The sequence below is a fragment of the Enterobacteriaceae endosymbiont of Donacia cincticornis genome (assembly GCF_012568845.1).
Lineage (GTDB): Bacteria > Pseudomonadota > Gammaproteobacteria > Enterobacterales > Enterobacteriaceae.
This window is the reverse complement of the sequence record NZ_CP046194.1, coordinates 412,651-430,483: the sequence shown is the minus strand read 5'-3', so window position 1 is coordinate 430,483 and position 17,833 is coordinate 412,651. Positions and strand designations below refer to the sequence as shown.

At 16.8% G+C, this 17,833-nt stretch carries 11 protein-coding genes; 5 read left to right on the top strand and 6 right to left on the bottom strand.

Features of this window, described 5'->3' with window-relative positions:
• Positions 1–117: 117 nt before the first annotated feature.
• Complete coding sequence (gene mnmA / locus GJT99_RS02085; protein WP_168894053.1) at positions 118–1,215, bottom strand: tRNA 2-thiouridine(34) synthase MnmA; 1,098 nt, start codon at positions 1,213–1,215, stop codon at positions 118–120.
• An 81-nt stretch (positions 1,216–1,296) separates the two neighbouring features.
• Positions 1,297–3,027, bottom strand: a complete 1,731-nt coding sequence (argS, locus tag GJT99_RS02080; protein WP_168894052.1) for an arginine--tRNA ligase — start codon at positions 3,025–3,027, stop codon at positions 1,297–1,299.
• A 413-nt stretch (positions 3,028–3,440) separates the two neighbouring features.
• Between argS and aspS the strand changes: the two genes are divergently transcribed.
• Both aspS and GJT99_RS02070 read left to right on the top strand, forming a co-directional pair.
• Complete coding sequence (gene aspS / locus GJT99_RS02075) at positions 3,441–5,180, top strand: aspartate--tRNA ligase (protein ID WP_425482534.1); 1,740 nt, start codon at positions 3,441–3,443, stop codon at positions 5,178–5,180.
• 18 nt (positions 5,181–5,198) lie between these two features.
• Complete coding sequence (locus GJT99_RS02070; RefSeq protein WP_168894050.1) at positions 5,199–5,918, top strand: YebC/PmpR family DNA-binding transcriptional regulator; 720 nt, start codon at positions 5,199–5,201, stop codon at positions 5,916–5,918.
• Positions 5,919–6,075: 157 nt separating this feature from the next.
• Here the strand turns inward: GJT99_RS02070 and crr are convergent, their stop codons facing one another.
• From crr to GJT99_RS02055, 3 genes are all read right to left on the bottom strand, one after another.
• Entirely contained in the window at positions 6,076–6,582 is a 507-nt protein-coding gene (crr, locus tag GJT99_RS02065) for a PTS glucose transporter subunit IIA (protein WP_168894049.1), read from the bottom strand.
• Between the two features lie 11 nt (positions 6,583–6,593).
• On the bottom strand, positions 6,594–8,318 hold the full coding sequence (gene ptsI, locus GJT99_RS02060; protein ID WP_168894048.1) for a phosphoenolpyruvate-protein phosphotransferase PtsI: 1,725 nt from the start codon (positions 8,316–8,318) through the stop codon (positions 6,594–6,596).
• Between the two features lie 116 nt (positions 8,319–8,434).
• Complete coding sequence (locus tag GJT99_RS02055; protein ID WP_168894047.1) at positions 8,435–8,689, bottom strand: HPr family phosphocarrier protein; 255 nt, start codon at positions 8,687–8,689, stop codon at positions 8,435–8,437.
• Positions 8,690–8,949: 260 nt separating this feature from the next.
• Here GJT99_RS02055 and lysA point away from each other — a divergent pair, with 260 nt between their 5' ends.
• Positions 8,950–10,221 carry a diaminopimelate decarboxylase gene (lysA, locus tag GJT99_RS02050; protein WP_168894046.1) on the top strand — a complete coding sequence of 424 codons (1,272 nt, stop codon included), beginning with the start codon at positions 8,950–8,952 and terminating at the stop codon, positions 10,219–10,221.
• A gap of 9 nt (positions 10,222–10,230) precedes the next feature.
• Here lysA and GJT99_RS02045 read toward each other — a convergent pair whose 3' ends face one another.
• Entirely contained in the window at positions 10,231–10,905 is a 675-nt protein-coding gene (locus GJT99_RS02045; protein ID WP_168894045.1) for a MutH/Sau3AI family endonuclease, read from the bottom strand.
• Between the two features lie 233 nt (positions 10,906–11,138).
• Between GJT99_RS02045 and GJT99_RS02040 the strand changes: the two genes are divergently transcribed.
• Complete coding sequence (locus GJT99_RS02040; RefSeq protein WP_168894044.1) at positions 11,139–14,276, top strand: exodeoxyribonuclease V subunit gamma; 3,138 nt, start codon at positions 11,139–11,141, stop codon at positions 14,274–14,276.
• Positions 14,277–14,284: 8 nt separating this feature from the next.
• Positions 14,285–17,821, top strand: a complete 3,537-nt coding sequence (gene recB, locus GJT99_RS02035; protein WP_168894043.1) for an exodeoxyribonuclease V subunit beta — start codon at positions 14,285–14,287, stop codon at positions 17,819–17,821.
• Positions 17,822–17,833: the final 12 nt, after the last annotated feature.

The following is a 17,833-nucleotide window of genomic DNA, read 5'->3' as shown; positions in this document are numbered from 1 at the left end:
AATAATACTCTGAAAAATATTATTTTTTATTTAACTTTAAAAAAAGTTAAAATAATAATTTTAAATATTAAAATTTTATTTTTTAATACAATTATTGTAAATATTTTTTTTATAATTTTAAATTAATGGTATTCCTTTTTCAATAATACCACCTCCTAAACAAATTTTATGATAATAAAATACAGCCGATTGTCCTTGTGTAATACTAGAAATTGGAGTATAAAAATATACTTTAATTTTATCTTTATTTAAAGATATAATTTTACAACTAATATCTTTTTGACAATATCTAGTTTTAATTGTACATGTTTTTTTTATTATTTTAGGATAATTAGTAATCCAAGTAATTTTTTTAATTATTAATCCAATAAAATATAAATATAAATTTTTTCTATTTTGTACAACAATTAAAATATTATTTTTGATATCTTTCTTATATACATACCATGGTTTATTTTTATAAAACATTAATCCACCTAATCCAATTCTTTTTCTTTGTCCTATAGTATAATGAATTAATCCTTTATGTTTTCCTATAATATTACCATTAATATCTGTGATATTACCTTCTAAAGAAGGTAAATATTTATTTAAAAAATTAGGAAAATTTTTTTTACCTATGAAACAAATTCCCATTGAATCTTTTTTAAATGCATTAATAAATTTAAATTTTTTAGCAAAATATCTTACCTCTTTTTTTTTTAAACCTCCTATAGGAAATAAAATTTTTTTTAATTGTTTTTCTTTTATTGTATATAAAAAATAACTTTGATCCTTATCAGAATCTAAACCTTTTAGTAAAAAATAATGATTTTTAATTTTTTTACAACGAACGTAATGTCCTGTACTGATAAAATCAGCTTTTAAATTTTTTATAGCGAAATTCATAAAATATTTAAATTTGATAATTTTATTACATAAAATATCCGGATTTGGAGTATTTCCTTTTTGATATTCAGAAAGAAAATTTTTAAAAACATAATTCCAATATTCAAAAGAAAAATTTATTTTATGTAAAGGAATATTTAATTTTTTACATATAATTTCTGCATAATATAAATCTTTTTCGCTATTACAAATATGATTTGTATCATCTTCTTCCCAATTTTTCATAAATAATCCTTCTACTTGATAATTTTGTTTTTTTAATAACCAAGCAGAAAAAGAAGAATCTATTCCTCCAGACATAGCAATTATAACTTTTTTTTTAAACATTATTATGTATAATGATATTTTTATATAAAATATAATAATAGTATTTTTTATAAAAAAAAAATATATTTATTAATAAAATTTTTATATTTTTTCTATAATATCTATACCTAAAAGGTATAATCCTTGTTTTAAAAATAAGGATGTTAAAAAAACAATTTTTAATCTACTAATTTTTAGTTTAGTATCTTTTATATTTAAAATATTACAATTTTCATAAAAAGCAGAAAATAATACTGTAATTTTATATAACCAATTACACAATAAATGAGGAGTTCCTTTATCAACAATTTTAAGGATAATTTCTTCAAAATCTAAAAATAATACAGCAAGATTGAATTCATAATCAGAAATAAAATTAATTTCTAAATTTAGAAAATTATTTAAATTAATATTAGCTTTTTTTAATAAAGATAAAGTCCTTACATAAGCATACTGAATATATAAAGAAGTATTTCCATTTAATGATAACATTTTTTCCCAACTAAAAATATAGTTATTAATTCTATTCTTAGATAAATCAGCATATTTAATAGCACCTATTCCAATTTTCTTAGACAAATTTTTTAATATTTTTTTTTTAATTAAAGGATTTTTTTCTAAAATTATATTTTTAGATCTAATAATAGATTCATCAATTAAATGATTTAATTTAATATTTGTTCCTTCTCTTGTTTTAAAAGGTTTTTTATCTTTATTTAGAATCATACCGAACATATGATGTTCTAATTTTAAATCATCAGGTATATATTTAGCAATTCTTACTATTTGAAAAATTTGATTAAGATATTGATTTTGACGTGAATCTACATAATAAATAATTCTATTTGCTTTAAAAAAATCGTAACGGTATTTAATACATGCGATATCTATTGTAGCATAAAGATAGGCACCGTCTTTTTTTTGAATAATTACTGCCATTAATTTCCCTTTTTTATTTTTTTTTCCTTTAATAGGAATCATAATTGTTCCGTTATTATTAACGGCAATTTTTTTTTTTTTTAAATCTTTAATAAGATTAGGGATCATATCATGATATTTACTTTCACCCATAGTATCATGATGAGTAAGTTTAATGTTTAATTTATTATATAATTGATAATTATAATTCATAGTAATATTAACTATTTTTTCCCATATCTTTAAACAAGAAATATCTTTTTGTTGTAATTTTACTACATAATATTTAGCTAATTTAGTAAAATTAATATCTTCAATATATTTTTTTTGTGCTTGTTTATATAATTTTTCTATATCAGAAAGTAAAAAATCTATTTTTTTATTCTTTAATTTTAAAAAAGCAATAAGTATACCAAATTGAGTACCCCAATCACCAATATGATTAGATTTAATAACATTATGTCCAACAAAAGAAAGGATACGTACCATAGAATCTCCTATAATTGTAGATCTTAAATGTCCTACATGCATTTCTTTTGCTATATTAGGACTAGAATAATCAACAACTATATTTTTAGATATAATTTTTTCTGTTAATCCTAATTTTTTAGAAGTCATTAATAAATTTATTTGATTAGATAACCATTTTTTATTAAGGGAAAAATTAATATATCCTTTTTTAGATACAGTAATTTTAGATAAAATATGATTCAATTTTAAATTTTTTACTACTTTTTTAGCAAGATCATTAGGATTTTTTTTTAAATGAATAGCTGCAGAAATAATACCGTTTATTTGATAAGTTCCAAATATATTTTTTTTACATGCACGTAAAATAACATTATATTTAGATGGGATACCTGCAAGAATCATTGATTTGTGAATATTTATTGAAAGAAATTTTTTTATATTCATATATTTCCTTTTTTTATATATATAAAATATGTAATAATATTATATTTTAGTATATTAATAAAATAAATTTATAATTAAGTTAAAATTTATTTGTTTTTTATATATAAATTTTTAAAAAATATTATTTATATTAATAAATAAATTATTATTAATAATATTAAATATACAATAAATATGAAATATTATAATATTTGTTATAAATTTTTTATTATTATAATAAAAATAATAATTCTATATATTTTAATATTTTATATATATAAAATATAAATTTATAATTTAATAAATTGAAATATTATATTTTCAATTATTAAATAAATTATAAATATATAAATTTTTATTTTATATAAAAATAAATTTTATATTAAAGTTATTAATTATATAATAAAATTTTTTATAAAAAGGTTTTATAAATGATAGAAAAAATTTTTTGTGGTGAAATTAATAAAAAATTTCTCAATCAAGAAATTGTTCTTTACGGATGGGTACAAAGTTATAGAAATTTAGGAAAATTAATTTTTATTAATTTAAAAGATAGAGAGGGTATAATTCAAGCAGTTTTTAAGCCTGAATATAAAATAGCTTATGATATAGCAAATACATTACGTAATAATTTTTGTATAAAAATTAAAGGAAAAATAGTAAAAAGAAAAAAAAAAAATATAAAATTATTAACAGGAGAAATTGAAATTATTGTATTTGATATTTTGATTTTAAATAAATCTAAATCTTTACCTATAGATACTAATATTAGTAATACAGAAGAAATTAGATTAAAATATAGATATTTAGATCTAAGACGATTTAAAATGATTGAAAATTTAAAATTAAGATCAAAAATAACACATTATATTAGAAATTTTTTAGAAAAAAATAAATTTTTAAATATTGAAACTCCTATATTAACAAATTCTACATTAGAAGGTTCAAGAGATTATTTAGTACCTAGTAGAATTGCTAAACATCATTTTTATGCTTTACCACAATCTCCTCAAATTTTCAAACAATTATTAATGATTTCCGGATTAGATCGTTATTATCAAATTGCTAAATGTTTTCGTGATGAAGATTTACGTTCAGATCGTCAACCAGAATTTACACAAATTGATATAGAAATGTCTTTTATAAAATCAGATAAATTTAGATTATTTATAGAGAAAATAATATTTTATATATGGAAAAAAATAAAAAATATATCTTTAAATAAATTTAAAATTTTTACTTTTAAAGAATCGATGAAAATTTTTGGAACAGATAAACCTGATTTAAGAAATAAATTAAAACTTGTAGATTTAAGTAGCTTATTTATTAAAATAAATAAAAAAAGAATTATTTCTATTAAAGTTAAGAATAAATATTTATCTAATATAAAATTAAAAAATTTAAATAAATATATATTATTTATTAATAAATTTGGTACAAATGATTTAAATATTTTTAAAGTATATCAAAATAAATTAATTAATTTATTTGATAAAAAAAAGATATATTTTCCAGATTTAAATTATTGTAAAATGCAGAGTATTATTATTAAGAATCATGCTTGTGATGGTGATATTATTTTTATTGGAACAGAATATTTATGTGATGATATATCTTCAATGGGATATTTAAGAAAAAAACTGGGCAAAGATTTAAATCTAAGTAAAGAAAACAAATATTATCCATTATGGATAATTGATTATCCATTATTTAAAAAAGATAAAATAAATAATCTGGTTTCTATGAATCATCCGTTTACATCTCCAAAAAATTATTCTGTAAATGATTTATATAATCTTTTAGAAAAAAATCCTAAACAGATAATATCTGATTCATATGATTTAGTTATTAATGGATATGAAATAGGTAGTGGTTCTATGAGAATAAATAATTATAAAATACAAAAAAAAATATTTGATTTTCTTAAAATAAGTAAAATTAATCAACAAAAAAATTTTGGTTTTTTTTTAGAAGCTTTAAAATTTGGTACTCCGCCTCACATAGGAATCGCTTTAGGATTAGATAGATTAGTAATGTTATTAGCAAATATTAATAATATTCGTGATGTTATAGCGTTTCCAAAAACAACATCTGCAAATTGTTTATTAACTCATGCTCCTAACAAAATTGATACTTCTTTACTTAAAGATTATGGATTGTCATATACATTTTAATATATAAAGGAATATTTTATGTCTGGACATAGTAAATGGTCTAATACACGTTATCGTAAAAAGTTTCAAGATAATAAAAAAAATAAAATTTTTTCTAGAATTATTAAAGAATTAAAATCATCTATTCAAATAGGAAAAGGAATTAATCCACAATATAATTCAAAATTACGTTTAGTTATAGAAAAAGCATTAGCTCATAATATGAGCCGTACTACAATTAATAATGTTTTAAAAAAAAATTTCGATAAAGAAGATGAAAATAAGTTAAAAGAAGTATATTATGAAGGTTATGGACCTGAAAATATTGCATTGTTAATAAAATGTTTAACTAATAATAATAATAGAACTATATCTTTTATACGTAAAATCTTGAGTAAGATTGGAGGTAATTTAAAACAAAAAGGAGCAGTAGATTATATATTTAATAAACAGATATTTATTACATATTCATATAAAAATAATATAGATCATATTATAAATATGGCAGAAAAATTAAAAGCAAATGATATTTTTTTAAATAAAAAAAATATTCAAATAATTTTTACAAGAAAAAAATACAAAATTTTTGCGAAAAAAATAAAAAAATTTGAAATAAAACCAATCAAAATTGAATTAAATATAGAACCATTCGTAAAAAAAAAAATTAATATTTTTACAAAAAATAAATTAATTTATTTAAAATCTTTATGTAAAACAAATAAAGATATTAAAAATTTTTATCATAATGCAGAATTTTAATAAATTCTTAATTATAAGAAGTTTGTTTTTATAATAAAATAAAGATCATATTTAATTTTCAAATATTATATAAATATAATATTATTATATTTATATAATAAATATTTATAATTTTGTAAATAATTTTTATTATTAAAAAATATTTCTATAAAAAAATTTATTTGTATATTTCTAATATAGGATCTATACTAGCAATAACATTTCCTGTATATTTTTTAATTTTATTAATTGTATCAATATTAGAAATAACAATAGGAGTATATATAGATTTAGCTTTCTTTTTTAAGAATTCTAAATCTAATTCAATAATGATTTCACCTTTTTTTACAACATTAGTTTTTTCTAAATCAAATTTTCTTGTAAATCCTTGTCCTTTTAAATTTATTGTATCAATTCCAAAATGAATAAATAATTCGATATTATTAATAGTTTTTATTGAAAAAGCATGATTAGTATCAAAAATTTTTCCTATTACTCCATCAACAGGAGATACTATAATATTTCCAGTTGGATCAATTGCGATACCATCTCCTACTATTTTATCTGCGAAAACAACATCAGGAACTTTTTTTATATTTATAATTTTCCCTGAAATAGGAGCAAAAATCCTAGTCATTTCAAGTTTTTTAGATTTTTTTTTAAAAAAATTAGAAAAAATGTTCATCTTTTATCCTTTTAAAAATAGTTTTTTTTATTAAATTCTAGTAATAAATTTTGAATATTTTTAATTGTAGGTTGTAATAAAATATTATTTGCTAATTCTTTAGCTTTACTTATTTTAGTATTACGAATAATATTTTTAATTTTTGGAATAGAAATAGCATTCATACTTAATTCATTTAATCCCATACCTAATAATACAGGAATAAAAAATTCGTCACTTGCTAATTCACCACACATTCCTGTCCATTTACCTTCTTCATGAGAAGCATCTATAACTCGTTTAATAAGACATAAAATTGCTGGATGAATAGGGTTATATAAATGTGAAATTAAATCATTTCCTCGATCTACAGCTAATGTATATTGTGTTAAATCATTTGTACCTATACTGAAAAAATCAATTTCTTTTATTAGAAAATGAGATATTATAGCTGATGCAGGAGTCTCTATCATTATACCTATAGAAATATTTTTATTAAAATCATATTTTTGTTTTTGTAATTCATTTTTTAAATGTTTTAGTTCATCTTTTAAAAAAAGAACTTCATCTATTGAAATAATCATAGGAAACATTATATGTAGATTTCCAAAAGAAGAAGCTCTTAAAATAGCTCTTAATTGTGTGTGTAAAATATCTTTTCGATCGATACTTATTCTAATGGCTCTATAACCTAAAAATGGATTTTCTTCTTTTGGTAAATTCATATATGATATTTTTTTATCACCACCTATATCCATAGTTCTTATAATAACAGGTTTTTTATTCATATTTATTGCTAATGTTTTATAAATATAAAATTGTTCCTCTTCTGTAGGGAGAGAGTTACGATTCATAAATAAAAATTCTGTTCTATACAATCCTATACCATCAGCACCATTATTTTTAATATTTTTTAGTTCTTTTAAAGATCCTATATTACCACAAATTTTAATTTTGTAATTATCTTTAGTTTGAGCAGGTAAATTACTACTTTTTTTTAATTTTTCTTTTTCAATTATATATTTTTTTAATAATATTTTTTTTTCTTTTATTATTTCTTGAGAAGGATTAATAAAAATATGATTATTAATACTATCTAAAATAATATAATCATTTGTTTTAACTTTTTTTGTAATATTACCAGTACCAACAATTGCTGGTATTTCTAATGAACGTGCCATTATAGCTGTATGAGATGTTTTACTTCCTAAATCAGTAATAAATCCTAAAATTTTATTTAAATTTAATTGTGCTGTTTCTGATGGTGTGAGATCTTTTGCAATTAAAATTATTTTTTTATCTATATCATTTAAATTAATAATATTTAAATTTAAAATATTTTTTATTAAACGATTTCCTATATCTCTAATATCAATAGCTCTTTCTTTCAAATATTGATCATGTAAATTTTGTAATATTTTAATTTGAGATTTTATTACAAAATCTACTGCAGCATCTGCTGATATAAATTTTTTTTTTATTAATAAAATAACTTCTTTTGTCATTTCTTCATCTTGAAGTAAAAGAATATGTCCATCAAGAATTGATTTTTTTTCAGAATCACAATTTTTAAGTAATTTTATTTTTATATATTCTAATTGTTCTATAGATTTTTTTTGACTATTTAAAAATTTATTAATTTCTATATCTATTTGATTATCAGTAATTTTTTTACGATTAATAATAATATTATCTATTTTTAATAAAAATGCTCTACCAAATGAAATGCCAGGAGAAGCTAAAATTCCTGAAATCATATTTTTTACCTCTAATGTATTAAAATTATGTATTAAATATTATTCAAACAGTAAAATAATTTTATAAAATTAATGAAATATTTAGAATTAAATTTTTATAAAATTTAATAATTTATTTATAAATTTTGAATAACATGAGATAAATGTTCTATAGCTTTTTTTTCATCTATTCCAGAAGTTTTTAAAATAATTAAAGTTCCCTTAGTTAATCCTAAAGTTTGTATTTTAAATAAGCTTTTAGCATTTACTGTATTACCATTAGATGTAATAGTAATATCAGAGATAAAATTTTTAGCTTCTTTTACAAAAAGTGCCGCAGGACGAGTATGAAAACCATGAGTATTATTAATAATAATTTCTTTTTGTAACATTATTTTTCCCTAAATTTTAATATTTTTAAATAAATTTATATAATTTAAAAAATATAATTTATTTTATTTATATTAAATTATAATAAATTATAATTATAAATTATATAAATAATTATGATATATTTTAAATATCTTATCTAATAAATAATATAAATAAATTATTTTAGCTAGTAAATTAATTAATTAAAATTTTACTAAAGTTTATTTTTTTAAAATAAAATTTTTATATAAAATATATATAATTTTAAAGGTTGATAAGAATGAATATTAAAGTTTTTGATCAAAAATTTAATAAAAATAATATTTCCATTAAAACTATTTTATTTTTGGCAAAAAAGTATCATACCCCATTTTGGTTGTATTGTGCAGAAAATATAAAAAATAAAATTTTTCAATTAAAAAAATTTGATGTAATAAGATTTGCACAAAAATCTTGCTCTAATATAAATATTTTAAAATTAATGAAAAATGAAGGAGTAAAAGTAGATGCTATTTCATTAGGGGAAATAGAAAGAGCTTTAATTGCAGGATATAATCCAAAAAATATAAATGATATTGTTTTTACATCAGATGTTTTTGAAAAAAAAACATTAAAACGTATTATTACTTTAAATATTACTGTTAATATTGGATCAATAGATATGTTACATCAATTAGGAAAAATATCTAAAGGTCATAATATATGGTTAAGAATTAATCCAGGTTTTGGTTATGGACATAATAAAAAAACAAATACAGGAGGAGTAAATAGTAAGCATGGTATTTGGTATAAAGATTTAGAAGAATCTATTTTTTTAATAAAAAAATATAGTTTAAATTTAATAGGCATACATATGCATATAGGTTCAGGAGTAAATTATAAACATTTACAAAAAGTATGTGATTCCATGCTATATAATGTATTACAACCCTATATGCCAAAAATTAATATTATTTCTGCAGGAGGAGGATTACCTATACCTTATAAAAAAACTGATATTATAGTTAATACTCATCATTATTTTGATATATGGAATAAAACAAGAAATATTCTTAAAAATTTTTTTAAAAAAAATATAAAAATAGAAATTGAACCAGGAAGATTTTTAGTAGCTGAATCAGGTATATTAATTTGTCAGGTATGTGCTATAAAAATTATTAAAAATAAAAGATTTGTTTTAGTTAATGTTGGTTTTAATGATTTAATGAGACCTGTAATGTATGGGAGTTACCATTATATATCTGCGATTTCTTCTAGAGGAAGAGATATGTTTAATGATTGTAAAATTGAAACTATTGTTGCAGGACCTTTATGTGAATCAGGAGATGTATTTACTCAATCAGAAAATGGGGAAATTAATTTTTTTATGTTACCAAAAGTTTGTATCAATGATTATTTAATTTTTCATGATACAGGAGCATATGGAGCATCGATGTCTTCTAATTATAACAGCCGACCTTTAATCCCAGAAATTTTAATTGAAAATAATATTCCTAAATTAATAAGAAGACGTCAAAAAATAGAAGAATTAATTAACTTAGAATTATGTTAATAATAATTTTTATTTAAATTGAAATAAAGAATTAAGATATTTTTTTTTAAAATAAAAAGCTTTAGGAGAAATATATAAAATTTTCCCATTTTTATTAATTGTTTTAGTTAGTTGTTTTGTATTACTTTTATTTTTAACTAACAAAATATAACCATTATAATAATTAATATTTTGTAATTGTCCTATAATTAATAATTTTATTAAATTGTTCCAATCATTATCTAATTTTATTTTATCTTTAGTAGAAGGTTCCCAAAAAAACGGATTTCCTATTTTTTTTTTGAATATATGAGTATTTACACTTTTAGTTATTATAGGTATCCATAAAATTTTTGATATTTTTTCATATAATTTTTTTTTATAAAAAGATAAATTATTTTTAATTAATAAAGGAAAAGAACAAATAAAACTATCATTTAAAATTTTATTTTTTAAATTTATAGTAATTGTTTTAATTTCTATTCCTAAATATGGAATATCTTGATTTAATTTGTTGTTTTGTTTTTCTCCTATTAAATAATATTCAACTAATTTACCTATTAATCCTTTATCTTTTATAGAATTATTATTTATCGGATAATTTAACCATTTTATAATATCAATTATATGATATCCAGTTATTAATTTTGCCCTTAAAAATAAAATATTTTCATTTAATATTATTGTAGAAAAAATTTTTTTCATGTATATAAAATTTATTTATTAATCATAATTTATATAATAAATTTAAAATTTAATTTTGATAAGATAATTTTAAAAAAATTATGTTAAAAATATTTAAATTTTAAATTCAATTTATATTATATTTAATATTTTTTTTAAAATATATAGTATTTAATTATACTAGTAATAAATATTTAAATATGTAAAAATATTATATTTTAGTATAAATATTAACTTTTTCATAAAATATAAATATGTTTACAATTTATTATTCAAATAATATTGATGTTTTATTAAATTTAATAAAAACTCAAATTAAAAAATATCCTTTAAAAAAAATATTAGAACCAGAATTAATATTCTGTGAAAAATATAAAAATTTTTCTGAATTAATAAAAATTAAATTTTCAAATATATTAGGGATATATGGAAATATAAATTTTATTAATTTTGATAAATTTATTTGGGATATATTTAAAACAATAATTCCTGATTTAAATAAAGATGATTTTTTATATAAAAAAAATATTGTTTGGTTAATATTTTTATTAATTCCAAAATTAATATCTACAAAAGAATTTAAAAATTTTAGAGAAAATTTTAAATTTAAAATTAAAGATGTTAAATATTTATTTCAATTATCAGAAGAAATATCTAAATTATACGATTATTATCAAAAACATAAACCAGAATTATTATTAATATGGACAAAAAATAAAATTGATCCTTTATTAAATAATAAACATCAAATATGGCAGGCCAAATTATGGAAAACATTATTAAGTTATTATAAAAATATTTTACATAAAAAATTATGGCATTATGGTAAATTATATGATTATTACCAAAAATATAAAAAATATAAAAAATTTAAATATAATTTACTTCCACAAAGAATATTTATTCTAGATATACAAAATATACCTTTAATATATTTAAAATTATTAAAAAAATTAGAAAAATATATAGAAATACATATTTTATTATGTAATCCTTCTAAAGATTATTGGGATAATTTTTTTTATAATAAAAAAAATCAAAAAATTAATTTTAATAAGTTATTATTTTTATGGGGAAATTATACTTTAAATAATATTAATAAATTAGTAGATTTATCAGCTAGATATGTTGAAACATTTATAAAATATGATAATACAATTTTATTAAATCACATCAAAAATGATTTTTTATATATACAAAAAAATAATATAAATTTTAAAAAAAAAATTAATTATTTGGATAAATCTATACAAATAAATGTTTGTGAAGATTTTTATACAGAAATAACATTATTATATAATAATATAATATATACTTTAAAAAAAAATCAAAACTATTTTTTACATGATATAATTATTGTTTCTCCTAAATTAAAATTATATATACCATTTATTAATTCTATTTTTAGAAAAATGAATCTTCCTATTAATATATATTCTAATTTAAATAATATGAAAAATTTAGATATTTTAAATAAATTTTTATTTTTATTAAAAATATCTTATAAAGATTTAACTCCCAATGATATTTTTTTTTTATTAGATAATAAATTTATATCTAAAAATTTTTCTTTATCTACAGAAGATATAAAATATTTGCATTATTGGATAAAATATGTAGGTATTAAGTATAATTTAAATATTAAAAATTTTAATAAAATTTCTTTACCAAAAGATCAAAATACATGGAAACTAGGTTTATATCGTATATTTTTAGGTTTTGCTTTAAATACACATTTTGGCCCTTGGAAAAATATTGTTCCATATGATATATCAATAGGATTATCTAAAGAATTATTAGGAAAATTTATTTATTTTTTATTAAAATTAGAAAAATGGGAAAAAAAATTAAAAAAAAAATTTTCTTTAGAAAAATGGAAAAAAAATTTATTAAATCTTTATTCTGATTTTTTTCTAAAATCTGATTTAGTATCAAAAAATATATATTTTATTTTAAAAAAAATTTTATTTTTTCTTAATCAAGGTATAAATTATCAATATAAAAAAAAAATTTCTATTGATATAATTATAGAAAAAATTAATTTTTTAATTAAAAAAAAATATAAAAATTTTTATTTTTGTATAAATAAAATAAATTTTTGTCCTTTTCATATATTTCAAAATATGGTTTTTAAAAAAGTTTTTATGATAGGAATGAATAATGATTTTTTACCAAAAAAGATAAATCCTATAATTTTTGATGTAACTAATAATTTTTTTAATAAAAAAGAAAAAAATTATTTAGATAAAGAAAAAAATATTTTATTAAAATTAATAATTTCTACAGAAAATAAATTATTTATTAGTTATACAAATAATAATTTAAATAATAATAATAATTTATCTATATTAATTAATGAATTATTATTATATATTTCAAAAAATTATTATTTAAAAAATAATTTAATTAAATATTTTTATAGAAATTATCATAATAATTTTTTAATAAAAAAACAAAATATATTATATTTTAATAATTTTCAAAAATTGAAATTAATAAATATTACTAAATTATCAATTAATAATTTAGTTAATTTTTGGAAACATCCTGTAAAAGGATTTTTTAATCAAAGATTTAAAATATATTTAAAAAATATAAATTATATAACAACATCTGACATAGAATTATTTAAAATTAATCCATTACAAGAATTTTTAATAAAAAAAAAAATATTACATACACTTTTATCAAATAAAAATATTAATGATTTATATATTTATTATTTAAATAAAGGTATTTTACCTTATGGATATTATGGAAAAATATGGTGGGAAGAAAAACTTTGTAAAATAAATCAAATTTTAAATAATCAATTTAAAAAATATCAATATATAGAACAAATTAATAAAATTAACTTAAATATTTCTAACCTCAGATTAAAAGGGGAAATTAACTATTTTAGTTATAAAAATAACTATATTATAATAGAACCTAAAATAATAGATATAAAGTCTATTATAAATTTATGGATCAAACATTTAATTTTGTGTATACAAAATAATAAAAAATTTTTTTTATCTATTTATGGATTAGAAAATACAAAATTTAGTTTTAAATTTTTAGAAAAGAAAAAAGCTTATTTTTTATTAGAAAAATATATTAATGGTTATATACAAGGTATAAATAATCCTATTTTATTACCTATGAAAAGTTCTTGGATGTGGATAAATAACTGTTATGATAAAATTAAAAAATATATTAATATAAATAATTATATACAAAATAAATCAAAAAAAAAATTTTTTTACTATTGGAATAGTAATAATATTATTAATGAATGTAATGATCCATATTTTCAGAAATTAAATTTTTATTTAAATGATAAAAATTGGTTAGATACTAAAAGATTAATAGAAAAATGGATGTTTGATCTACTTTATTATAGTAATTAATACATAATATGATAAATAAATTAATAAATTTTAAAGAATTTAATCCTTTTAAAGAAAATCTTGAAGGACAATTTTTAATTGAGGCATCAGCAGGTACTGGTAAAACATTTAACATTATTATTATATATTTAAGAATGCTTTTAGGTTTACATCAGAAAAAAAACAATATTAAACCATTAAATGTAGAACAAATTTTAGTAGTAACTTTTACTGATATGGCAACACAAAATTTATATAAAAAAATAAAAAACAGTATTTATTTATTAAAAAACGGATGTATACAACAAAAAAGTAAATATGATGTAATTAATAATATTATAAAAGAAATAAAAGATTATAAAACAGCTAATAACTTATTATTAAAAGCTGAAAAAAATATAGATCATGCATCTATTTATACAATACATTCTTTTTGTCAAAAAATTTTAAATTTAAAAAATTATGAAATTTATGATTTTTTATTTAATAAAAAAATTATTAGTAATGAATTAATTTTACAAAAAAAAGCTTCTGTTATATTTTGGAAAATATATTTATATGATTTACCTAAAGAAATAATAAAAATAATTTTATTATTTTGGAAAACACCAGATGATTTATTAAAAACATTATTACCTTTTTTATCACAACAAAAATTACCGATAATAAAATATCCATTTAAAAATCGAAATATTTGTGTACAATTTGATAAAAATAAAAAATATATTAGAAAAATAAAAAAATATTGGATAAAATATAAAAATAATATAATTAGTATAATTAGTAATTCTAATGTTAACAAACATATTTATAATAAAAAATTTTTAAAAAATTGGATAAATATTATTAATAAATGGAGTTTAATAAAAACTAAAAATTATTTTTTTCCAAAAGAATTATTAAGATTTTCTCAAAAAATATTAATTAAAAATACTACTAAAAATAGTAACACACCTATATATGTATTATTTAAATATATTGATATTTTTATAAATAAAATTGTTAATTTAAAATATCTTATTATTATTAAGGCAATTAAATATATAAAAAATTATATATTAAAACAAAAAAAAAAAAATAATGAAATAAGTTTTAATGATTTATTAAATATTTTAAATAAAAGTTTAAATACTAGATTTGGCATCCAAATTATAAAAAATATAAGGAAATTATTTCCTGTAGTATTAATTGATGAATTTCAAGATACGGATATACAACAATATAATATTTTAAAAAAAATCTATTTTAATCAAAAAAATAATTTAATGATACTAATTGGAGATCCTAAACAAGCAATTTATTCTTTTAGAGGTGCTGATATTTTTACTTATTTAAAAGCTTCACTAGAAATAAAAAAATGTTATACATTAACATATAATTGGCGTTCTTCAAGTACAATGATTGATAGTATTAATAAATTATTTTCTAATAGAACTTATCCTTTTTTATTTAAAAATATAGTATTTAATCCTATTAAATATACATGTAAAAAACTAAATGATCATTTTGTTGTTAATAATAAAATTAAATCTGGAATAACTTTTTGGTTTATTGATAAAATTATGGATATAGATTCATATAGAAAAAAAATATCATATATTTGCGCATATGAAATATGCCAATTAATAATTTTAGGAAAAAAAGGAAAAGCTTTTTTACAAAAAAATAATAGAAAAAAAAAGATTAATATTTCAGATATTACTGTTATAGTTCGTAATAAATTTGAAGCTATAATTTTACAAAAAGAATTTAAAAAATTTAATTTACCTTTTATTTATTTATCTAATTCTAATCATATTTTTGAAACACAAGAAGCTAAAGAATTAGTTTTTTTATTAAAAACTATTTTAAAACCAAATGAAAAACAAAAAATTATAAATACTTTATCAAGTACATTATTTAATATTGATTTATCTTTTTTTAGTAAAAAAAAATATATAGAAAAAATAATTAATAGATTTAATAAATATAAATTAATTTGGGAAAAATATGGAATTTTAAGTATGTTAGAAGAAATTTTTGTACAAGATAAATTTATTTCTGAAATAAATATTCCAAATGAACTTATGGAAGAAAAAATAAAAAATATTTTATATTTAGGTGAAATAATACAAACATCATGTTCTGATATAATAGATAATAAACAAATAATAACATGGTTATTAGAACAAATTAAATATAAAAATAAAAATTTATTAAATCAACAAATAAAATTAAATAATGAAAATAATAAAATTAAAATTATGACGATACATAAATCTAAAGGATTACAATTCCCTATTGTTTGGTTGCCATTTATTTCTTCAAATATTATTGAATTTGTAAATAAAAATGGGATTATTTATCATAATAGAAAAAATTTTGAAATAACTTTAGATTTTATACAAGATGAAGAAAGTAAAAAATTATTTTTAGAAGAAACCCTTTCTGAAAATTTAAGACTATTATATGTTTCTTTAACTAGATCAATTTTTCATTGTAGTATTGGTATTACTAATTTAAAATTTTATAATTTTAAAAAAAAAAATTTATATTTATCATATATAAATGCTCTAAATTTTTTATTAAAAAAAAAAAATGATATTTCAGATAATAATTTTAAAAAAATTTTATATAATTTAAAAGATAAAAATATTTCTATTAAAATTTTTAATAAAAAAAAAAAAATAAAATTAGACAATAATATTTTTTTAAAATTAAAAAATAAAAAATTATTTACATTTCCAATAAAAAATTTTTTTTATAAAAATAAAATAGTATCTAGTTTTTCTAAAATAAAAAAACAACAAAATTTTTATTTAAATTATTTAAATATTAATTATCAATATAATTTTTTAAATTTCATTAAAAATAAAAAAAAAACACAATATAATTTCCCCATAGGAAAAAATATAGGAATTATTATTCATAAAATTTTAGAAAAATTAGATTTTACAAAAAAAATTTCTAGAAGTTTTATTAAAAAAGAATTAATAGAAAAAAATATTGATTCTAATTGGCATATCATGATAACTAATTGGTTTAATCATATGTTAAATATACCAATAGGTAAAAATAAAATTATTTTACATCAAATAAATAATCATGAAAAAAAAACAGAATTTAAATTTTGTTTATCTATAAAAAAAAATTTTTCTTCTATAAAATATAATAATATTATAAATAAATATGATATTATTTCTAGTAAATTAAGTAAATTAAAATTTGAAACAATTAGTGGTTTTTTATCAGGAATTATAGATTTAATATTTTTATGGAAAAATAAATTCTATATTATAGATTATAAATCTAATTGGTTAGGTTATAATAGTAAAGATTATGAAAAAAATAATCTTGAAAAAGATATATGTTTAAATCGTTATGATATACAATATCATTTTTATACATTAGCTTTACATAAATATTTAAAATATCGTATTAAAGATTATAATTATAGTAAATGTTTTGGAGGTATTATTTATCTCTATATTAGAGGTCTTAATCAAGAAATAAAAAAATATAATGGTGTATGGGAAACAAAACCATCAAGTAACTTAATTAATAAATTAAATAATTTATTTTTATAAAATTATATTCAA

Excerpts from the sequence above, each read along its gene's own strand:
- mnmA (WP_168894053.1), bottom strand. The coding sequence starts at position 1,215 with ATGTTTAAAAAAAAAGTTATAATTGCTATGTCTGGAGGAATAGATTCT.
- argS (WP_168894052.1), bottom strand. The coding sequence starts at position 3,027 with ATGAATATAAAAAAATTTCTTTCAATAAATATTCACAAATCAATGATT.
- GJT99_RS02070 (WP_168894050.1), top strand. The coding sequence starts at position 5,199 with ATGTCTGGACATAGTAAATGGTCTAATACACGTTATCGTAAAAAGTTT.
- crr (WP_168894049.1), bottom strand. The coding sequence starts at position 6,582 with ATGAACATTTTTTCTAATTTTTTTAAAAAAAAATCTAAAAAACTTGAA.
- ptsI (WP_168894048.1), bottom strand. The coding sequence starts at position 8,318 with ATGATTTCAGGAATTTTAGCTTCTCCTGGCATTTCATTTGGTAGAGCA.
- GJT99_RS02055 (WP_168894047.1), bottom strand. The coding sequence starts at position 8,689 with ATGTTACAAAAAGAAATTATTATTAATAATACTCATGGTTTTCATACT.
- lysA (WP_168894046.1), top strand. The coding sequence starts at position 8,950 with ATGAATATTAAAGTTTTTGATCAAAAATTTAATAAAAATAATATTTCC.
- GJT99_RS02045 (WP_168894045.1), bottom strand. The coding sequence starts at position 10,905 with ATGAAAAAAATTTTTTCTACAATAATATTAAATGAAAATATTTTATTT.
- GJT99_RS02040 (WP_168894044.1), top strand. The coding sequence starts at position 11,139 with ATGTTTACAATTTATTATTCAAATAATATTGATGTTTTATTAAATTTA.
- recB (WP_168894043.1), top strand. The coding sequence starts at position 14,285 with ATGATAAATAAATTAATAAATTTTAAAGAATTTAATCCTTTTAAAGAA.